Origin of the sequence: Ideonella aquatica (assembly GCF_018069755.1) — a bacterium.
In the GTDB taxonomy this organism is placed as follows: domain Bacteria; phylum Pseudomonadota; class Gammaproteobacteria; order Burkholderiales; family Burkholderiaceae_C; genus Ideonella; species Ideonella aquatica.
Genome location: NZ_JAGQDE010000051.1, coordinates 1 through 8,205, shown reverse-complemented (window position 1 = coordinate 8,205; position 8,205 = coordinate 1). Strand labels below are relative to the sequence as shown.

The following is an 8,205-nucleotide window of genomic DNA, read 5'->3' as shown; positions in this document are numbered from 1 at the left end:
GCCGCGGCGACCGAGGCGGCCGGCTTGGGGGCCGCAGCCACACTGGCGGCCGGCGCCGGAGCGGGCGGCACCGCGGGTGCCGGCTTCGGCGCTGCGGCGGGTGGCGGCGGAGGCAGCTGCGGCGCCGGTGCCGGGGTCGGCGTGGGCTTGGCAGGCGCGGGAGAGGCCGCCGGCGCGCTGGAGGCGGTCAGCTCGCGCAGCAACGAGAGCTTGGGCGGCAAGGTGCTGTCGTTCTTGTCCAGTTGCAGCGCCTTGGTGTAGGCCTGGCTGGCCAACTGGGCATAGACGTCGCCCAGGTTCTGGTAGGCCGTGGCGTAGGCCGGGTTGGTGCGGATGGCGCGCTCCAGCGAGGCGCGGGCCTTCTCGTACTCACCCTGAGCGCCATAGATGACGGCCATGTTGTTGTAGGGCGCCGGCATGTCGGGGTGGTCTTCCACCAGCTTCTGGAACACCGACAGCGCCTCGGCCTTGCGGTCCAGCATCGACAGCGCCACACCGCGGCGGAAGCGCATCTGCGGATCCTTCGGGTTGCGCGACAGGCTCTCGTCGATCAGCTTCAGCGCCTGGGCGTGCTGTCCGTCCTTGATGAGGCGCTGTATTTCGGCCACATCGGTGGCCGGCTGCGAGGCGGCGGTCTGGGCCAGCGCGGACTCGACCACCAGGGCCGGGGCCAGCATCAGCAGGCCGGCGGCGAGGCCACCCAGGGTACGAACCACGGTCGGGCGTTGGGAGGACTTCATCGTTGTGCTGGAGCGGAAGCGAATGGGTGGGCGCTGGCGACGGGCCGCCGGAGCGGCACCGAGAGGATGGAACATGCCGTCTGACACGGGCCACCACCAGCCTGGGCGCTGTCTTCGGAGTCTATCGAAAAACACGGGCCACTCGACCTGACTCGCCCTGAAAAAAGGGCGCGCCACACGGCGCGCCCTTGTACTGCGGACCGGGCAGGCCGGTCGCTCATCAGCGGTTGGTCTCGCGCACGATCAGCCAGTCCTTGCCCGAGAGTTCCCAGGTCAGGGTCTTGACCATCACGTCGTTGTAGTTGGACGAGCGGTAGGTCTGCTTGAAGGTGGTCTCGGCGCGGGTGGGCGACACCGTCTTGGCCTGGATGTCGTCCAGCTGCACGGTGATCTCGCCCGGCTTGGTGACCAGGCGCTTGCGCTCGGACATCCACTTGTCCTTGTTGGCCTTCATCGGGCCGAACTTCGGGCTGTAGAAAGTGTAGTAGCGCTCGATGTCCTTGGACATCCAGGCGGCCGCCCAGTCGCGCAGACGCTGCTCGGCGATCGTGGCCGGTGCATCAGCGGCCTTGGGCGGCGTGGGCGCGGGCGGCACGGCCGCCGGCACCGAGGGCTGAACCATGGCGCGGGCGCGGGCGTCCAGATCCTCGCGCGAGGTGGTGTTGAGCGTGGTGGGGTTCAGCGGGCAGCGGCCAGCGGCGTCTTCACCGGCGTTCCACTCCTCGTTGCCCATGGCCTGCTTGCGGGCGTCGTCGCGCGACAGGCCCAGGCCCGAGACCAGGCTGCCCATCGAGGCCAGCGTGCGCAGGCGCGCCACCTCCAGGTCGGCCGCGGCCATGGCCAGCGAACGGCGGGCCGTGTAGACCTCGTTCTCGGCGTTCAGCAGGTCCAGCAGGCTGCGCTGGCTGATGTCGAACTGCTGGCGGTAGGCGTCACGTGCCTTCTCGATGGCAGCGACATTGCGCTCCAGGTAGGCCAGCTGCTCACCCAGCTTGCCGACGTCGTTGTACGCGATGGCGGTGGTCTGACGGGTGTCGCGGCAGGCCTTGTCACGCAGGTCATGGGCCTGGTTGATCAGGTTGGCGGTCTGGCGCTGGCGGGCGTCATCGGCGCCGCCATTGAACAGGTTCCAGTTCAGCACGATCTGGCCGAGGATGTCGCGCTTCTGGTTCTCGACGCCGTCGAAGTTGTGGCCGGCACCGGCGCGCAGGCGAGCCTCGATGCGCGGTTGGTAGGCGCCCTTGCGCGCCGAGGCCTGCTCCTTGACGGCACGCAGGTTCTCGATCGCAGCAGACACCACCGGGCTGTTGATGGCGGTGGATTCCAGCGCAGCGGATTGCGAGGCCGGCAGCGTGCGCACCGCCTGGCCCGACAGCGAGCCGGCCGGCGGCATGTCGCCGACGATGCGGCGGTAGCGCTCGGTCACGTCATGCAGATTGGCCTTCTCGGTCACCAGGTTGGACTCGGCCAGCGCCAGGCGGGCCGCTGCCTGATCGAGGTCGACGCCCCGAGCCACGCCGGCCTTCACACGCGACTGGATCTGGTCGTGCACGTACTTGTGCTGCACGTAGTTCTGCTCAGCCAGGGCCACCAGGGTGCGGAAGCGCTGCACGTCGAAGGTGGCGCGACCCGCCTCAAGCGCGGCCTGCTCGGTGGCATCGGCAAACTCGAAGTAGCGCGCCAGCTTGCTGTGGCGGGCACGGCCGACCTCGCTGCTGCTGATGAAGCCATCCCACAGCAGCTGAGTGGCGGTCAGGGCGACGCCGGAGCGGTTCAGGCTCTGGGTGTCGGCGCCGATGCGGCCGCTGATGGTGTCGTTGTTGCGGCCGACGTCGGCGCTAAGGTCGATCTTGGGGCGCAGCGCACCAGACGCCACGTCGACCTCGTCCATCGAGGCACGCAGCGCGTTCAGCTTGGCCGCGACATCGGGGCTGGTCTCGATGGCCTTTTGGGCGGCGGTGGTGACCGCAGCGTTCTGGGCGAAGACGGAGGCACAGGCGAGGGCGGTGGCACTCAGGCAGAGAATGGTTCGCTTCATGACTGAACTAGGGGGTTCGACGACGGTGACCGAATGTAATGGAGCTGCACGCAGCTAACCCATTCGTATCCTAGGGGGGCAGGGAAAGTGATGGGGCGGCGTGGCTTTCAACCTGCCGCTTGTGGTCGGGTTGCCACATTTCTACCACGAACCCGGCTCAAGAGCCCAGGTCCGGCTGCCGAAGTCAGGGGATGGATCCGCGTCCCCATGGTTGTGTCTCGCCCTCGCACCCGCGCGCCACGCGGGTGGCGTGGGGGGTGTGCAGCCTGCTGTTGATGCTGCTGCTGTGCCTGCGCGTGGGCGCCGGCATGGCCTGGGACAGCCAGCGCCTGCTGCGCGGGGCGCAGCCGCTGGGCGAGCTGGCCTTGCGCAACGCGGTGGCGGTGCAGGAACTGGTGCAGCAGATGCCGGCTCGTGACGAACCTGGCCGGGTGGCAGCGGTCAATGATTTCTATAACCTGCGCATCGGATTCCGCTCGGATGCGGATTTGTACGGCGTCAACGACCATTGGGCCAGCCCTTTGGAGACCCTGGCGCGCGGCGCCGGCGATTGCGAAGATTTTGCGATTGCAAAATATTTCACGCTGGTAGCCTCTGGAGTTTCGCAAAAGAAACTGAGACTGGTGTATGTCCGCGCCATGGACCTGGGGCTGGCGGTGCCGCACATGGTGTTGGCCTACTATCCGACGCCGGATGCCGACCCCTGGGTGCTGGACAACCTGGTGCCCGGGCTGCGGCCTGCCTCGGCGCGGCCGGACCTGACCCCGGTGTTCAGCTTCAACGCCGAGGCCATCTGGGAGGGCGTGGGGAGCTCGCCGGTGAGGGGGGCGGCCACCGAACGCCTGTCGCGCTGGGCCACCGTCTTGAGAAAAGCGCGTGAGGAGGGCTTCTGATGACGGTCTTGGTGAGCCTCGCGACGGGGTATAACCCCGGCACGGAGGAAGCATGTCCCTGATCCGCCAAGTCTGGCTCCTGCTGGTGGTCACGCTGACCGTGGCCTTTCTCGGCGCGGTGGGTGTGTCGTTGAGCACGGCCCGCGAGTACCTGCAGACCCAGCTCACTGCCAAGAACAACGACACCGCCCAGGCCCTGGCCCTGACACTGGGGCAGCAGCGGGGCGACCGCACGGCCATCGATCTGATGCTGGCCTCGCAGTTCGACACCGGCGCCTACCAGCGCATCGAGCTGCTGGCGGCCGACGGCAGCCGGCTGTCCAGCCGGGTGGCGCCGGCGCGCGCCTCGGCCGCACCGGAGTGGTTCATCGAGCTGCTGCGCATCGAGCCGGCGACCGGCGTGTCGCAGGTGGGCGACGGCTGGAAGCAGATCGGCCGGCTGGAGGTGGTCAGCCAGGTCAGCTACGCTTATGAACAACTGTGGCGCGGTGCCCAGGTCACCACGGGGTTGCTGGCGCTGCTGGCGCTGCTGACCGGCGCGCTCGCCTGGGCCGGTGTACGGCGCATTCGCCAGCCGCTGGAGGCGGTGGTGGCCCAGGCGGCGGCGCTGACCGAGCGGCGCTTCGTCACGGTCAGCGAGCCCCAGGTGCCCGAGCTGCGCGACGTGACCCGCGCGATGAACGGCATGGTGACCCGGCTCAAGGCCATGTTCGACGAGCAGGCCGGGCAGGTGGACCAGCTGCGCCGCCGGGCCAATTGCGATGAATTGACCGGGCTGTCCAACCGCACGCACTTCCTCAGCCGCCTGAAGGCCGTGCTGGGCAGCGAGGACGGTCCGGCCTCCGGTGCGCTCTTGCTGATCCGGCTGACCGATCTGCAGCGCCTCAACCGCCGCCTGGGCCATGCCGGTACCGACGCGCTGCTGCGCGACGCCGCCACTGCGCTGATCGAATCCGCGGCGCGCAACCCGCAGCCCGAGGTCGGGCGGCTCAATGGTTCCGATTTCGCGATGCTGCTGCCGGATGCCGGCTCGCTGCGCGAACCGGCGGTCGACGTCGGCGCACGCCTGCGCGGCGTGCTGCGCCAGCACGGCGTCGATTCGTCGGCCGTGGTGGGGGCGGTGCGCTGGTGGCATGCGGCGCCGGTGTCCTCTCTGCTGGCTGCGGCTGACCAGGCGTTGGCGCGTGCCGAGTCGCGCGGTGCCTTTGCGGTGGAAGTGGATGACTCTGGCGAAGGTCTGGTGCTGGGCCAGGAGGCCTGGCGCCAGCGCATCGATGCGGCCATCGTCGCAGGGCGTGTGCGGCTGATGGAATTCCCGCTGGTGGCGGCTGATCTGTCCGAGGTGCACCGCGAGTGCCCGCTGCGCATGCAGTTGGATGAGGGCGGTGAGTGGCTGCCCGCCGCGCAGTGGCTGCCAATGGCGCGCCGCGTGCAGCAGATGGACCGTATCGACCTGATCGCGGTGACCCAGGCCCTGAGCGCCATTGCCCAAGACGGTGTGCCGCGGGCGGTCAACATCAGTCCGGGCTCGCTGAGCGAGGCCGATTTCCTGCCCAGCCTGCGGGCGCTGCTGTGGGAGCGCCGCGAGGCGGCCCCGGGCCTGTGGCTGGAGATGGCCGAGTCCGGCGCACTGCGTCAGCTGCAGGCGGTGCGCGAGCTGGCCGCGCTGGCCCATGCGCGAGGCGCCCGCCTCGGCCTGGAGCACGCCGGTCATGAACTGGGTGATGCCGGCGTGCTGCTGGAGGCGGGCCTGGACTTCGTCAAGCTCGATGCCTCGCTGATCGAAGGCGTCAGTGCCGACAGCGCCCGCAAGGAGCATGTCGAGAGCATCGCGCGCATGCTGCACGGCATCGGCCTGCAGGTGTTCGCTGAAGGCGTGGGTGACGAGGCCGATGCCGCCGCGCTGTGGACTTGCACGCTGGACGGCCTCACCGGGCCGGTGATCGGCCGGCTACTGCAAGACCAGGCGTCCTGACCAGGCGGGCCTGACAAGACAACAGGGCCGGACCCTCGCGAAGAGGAGCCGGCCCTGCCAGACCCCGGCCACTGGCCAGGGCGGGTTGATCCGCTGGGGATCAGGTCCCGTTGTCGGTCAGCAGCTTGTTGCGGTTGAGCAGTTCCTGGATGACCTGGGCGTCGGTCGCCGTGCCACTCAGACCCAGCGCGTTGCGCAGGTCCACGCCGGAGAGCGTGATGGTCTGGTCGGTCTTGCCCGGGTCGTAGACGCCGTTCACGAAGCCACCGATCGAGCTGATGTGGATCGTCGTGGTGCCCGGCGTCGTGGTGGTGTCGAAGTCCAGGTAGTTCTGCAGGTTGTTGACCGAGCTGGTCGACACCCACTCACCCACCAGGAAGTCGCGCAGGTCGAGCACATCGCCGCCCGAGGCCGCGGCCGCGGCATCGAAGTCGGTGATCGTGTCCTCATGCGTGGCACCGCGGTCGGCCAGCGTCCAGGCAAAGGTGTCGCTGTTGGCGCCACCGGACATGGTGTCGTTGCCGGTACCACCCCAGATCGTGTCGTTGCCGTCACCACCGTTGAGGACATCGATCCCGACGCCACCGTCCAACACGTCATTCCCGGCGTTGCCGTTCTGCGTGTCGTTGCCGTCGCTGCCGATGAAGCGATCAGCAATGGCGGTGCCGGTCTGGTTGTCGTTGCCCAGGGTGCCGAACAGGTTGTTCAGGTTTTCACCGGTGATGTCACGCTCGGTCAGACGCGACATGATGTTCAGGTCGATCTGGCTGACGTCGGTACTGACCCTGTCACCATTGCCCGACTCGGTGGCGGTGGCCTGCACACCAAAGGTGATGTGGCCACTCAGCGTGGTGGGCAGTCGAAGCACCGCGCTGGCCAGCTCCGATCCCAGGATGGTGATGTTGCCGTTCGCATCCACGCTGTAGGTGTTGCCCGAGGTGACGATCGAGCTGCCCGCCGTCAGACCGGAGAAGGTCAGGGTCAGGCTCTCGGAACCGTCGGTGTCCACCAGGCTGGTGTTCACATAGCGGGCCAGGTTGACACCGGTGTAGGTGCCGCCATTGGCGTTCACCACGCCAGAGCCGACCGAGGCCACCGAGATGTCGTCGATCATCGCGCCGCGGCCGCCCAGTTCGGTCTGGCTGCGGTTGGTTCGGATCTCCAGGATGTGGGTCTGGCCGTCGCCTTCGAAGTGGAACTTGACGTTCTTCCAATCCAGGTAGGCGTCCGGGCTGGTGGCGGAGTACTCCCGGACGAGCACGCCGTCGACATAGAAGCCGAAGGTGGTGAACGGTGCGAGATAGCCGGGGCGGCCGGCATAGTCGAAGGACAGCTCGTAGATCTGACCCGACTCGGTGGCCACCGAGCGGCTGATGCCCAGGGTCTGGGCCAGGGCGATGTCGTTCGTACCGTCGTTGTAGGTGCCCGCATCGTTGAGCTCCAGGATGTCGTCACCGTTGCCGGCCGCAGCGACAACCCGACTGAACACCCACTCGTCGGGGTTGGTACTTTGGGTGTAACCCTGTTCGTCGAAGTTGGTCCAGATCTCGAAGCCGTTGGCCCCGCCAGGCCGGTTCTCACCTTCATCGACACGGGTCCAGCCCTCGAACTCGCTCACCCCGGTGTTCGCTGTGCTGGTGAAGCGGCCTGTTCTGGGGTCGATACCTTCATTGACGTTCGCCTCCCAGCTGTTGCTGAAGATGATGGAGCCGGCGATCAGCGGGTTGTTCACCACCAGGTTGGGCTTGTCCGCCACCGGCGTGACATGCAAGTCCAGCGTGCTGCTTGAGCCGGTGTTGGTGGTGTAGGTCACCACCGGCACGTCGCCCGACCAGTTCGCCACCGGTGTGAAGGTGTAGGTGCCGTCCACGTTCAGCTGGAAGCTGCCGATGCCGGACAGCTGGACGGTGTCGCCCGCAGTGTGGTTCACGCCGTTGATCGCGAAGCTGGCCACCGTCAGGACATTGTCGATGTCGCTGTCGTTGATCAGCACGTTGCCGGAGGCCACCGTGTCCTCCAGCACCGTCTGGGTGTCGGCCAGCAGCACCGACGGGTCGTCGACATTGATGATGTCGCTCCCCAGGATCAGCTTGGCCGTGTCGAAGCCGCCATGGCCATCCGTGATGGTGTAGGTGGCTTCAGGGATGCTGCCGTCGTAGTCCTTGGCGGGCGTGAAGGTGAACGAGCCATCGGTGCGCACCTGCAGCGTGCCGATCGCGACGCCCAGGGCGTTACGGATCTCGGCCGTGGCATTGGCGGCGAAGGTCTCGGCCACGCCGTCGCCATCGGTATCAATGGCGAACTCGGTGACAGTCAGGGCGTCGCCGTCCACATCCGAGTCGGCCACCGGGTCGGTGATGACGTTGCCATTGACCACGGTGTCTTCGGTGACGTCGTACTGGTTGTCGGTGGCGTTGGGCGCGTCGTTGACATCGATGATGTCCGGACCCAGGATCAGCTTGGCGGTGTCGAAGCCGCCCTTGCCATCGGTGATGGTGTAGGTGGCCTCGGGGATGCGGCCGTTGTAGTTGAGCGCCGGGGTGAAGGTGAAGCTGCCGT

At 67.7% G+C, this 8,205-nt stretch carries 5 protein-coding genes; 2 read left to right on the top strand and 3 right to left on the bottom strand.

Annotation, left to right across the window (positions count from 1 at the left end):
• A partial coding sequence (locus KAK06_RS23870; RefSeq protein WP_210804679.1) for a tetratricopeptide repeat protein occupies nt 1-740 on the bottom strand: 740 nt, incomplete at its 3' end.
• Between the two features lie 220 nt (nt 741-960).
• Nucleotides 961-2,778, bottom strand: coding sequence for a TolC family outer membrane protein (locus KAK06_RS23865; protein WP_210804678.1), 1,818 nt, complete (start codon nt 2,776-2,778; stop codon nt 961-963).
• Between the two features lie 275 nt (nt 2,779-3,053).
• Between KAK06_RS23865 and KAK06_RS23860 the strand changes: the two genes are divergently transcribed.
• Entirely contained in the window at nt 3,054-3,671 is a 618-nt protein-coding gene (locus tag KAK06_RS23860; protein ID WP_247653101.1) for a transglutaminase-like cysteine peptidase, read from the top strand.
• Between the two features lie 52 nt (nt 3,672-3,723).
• Nucleotides 3,724-5,646: an EAL domain-containing protein gene (locus KAK06_RS23855; protein ID WP_210804676.1), complete on the top strand. Its 1,923-nt coding sequence runs from the start codon at nt 3,724-3,726 to the stop codon at nt 5,644-5,646.
• A 100-nt stretch (nt 5,647-5,746) separates the two neighbouring features.
• On the opposite strand, the gene KAK06_RS24620 is transcribed toward KAK06_RS23855, so the two are convergent.
• Nucleotides 5,747-8,205: cadherin-like domain-containing protein (locus KAK06_RS24620; RefSeq protein WP_210804675.1), on the bottom strand; the 2,459-nt coding region annotated here is incomplete at its 5' end.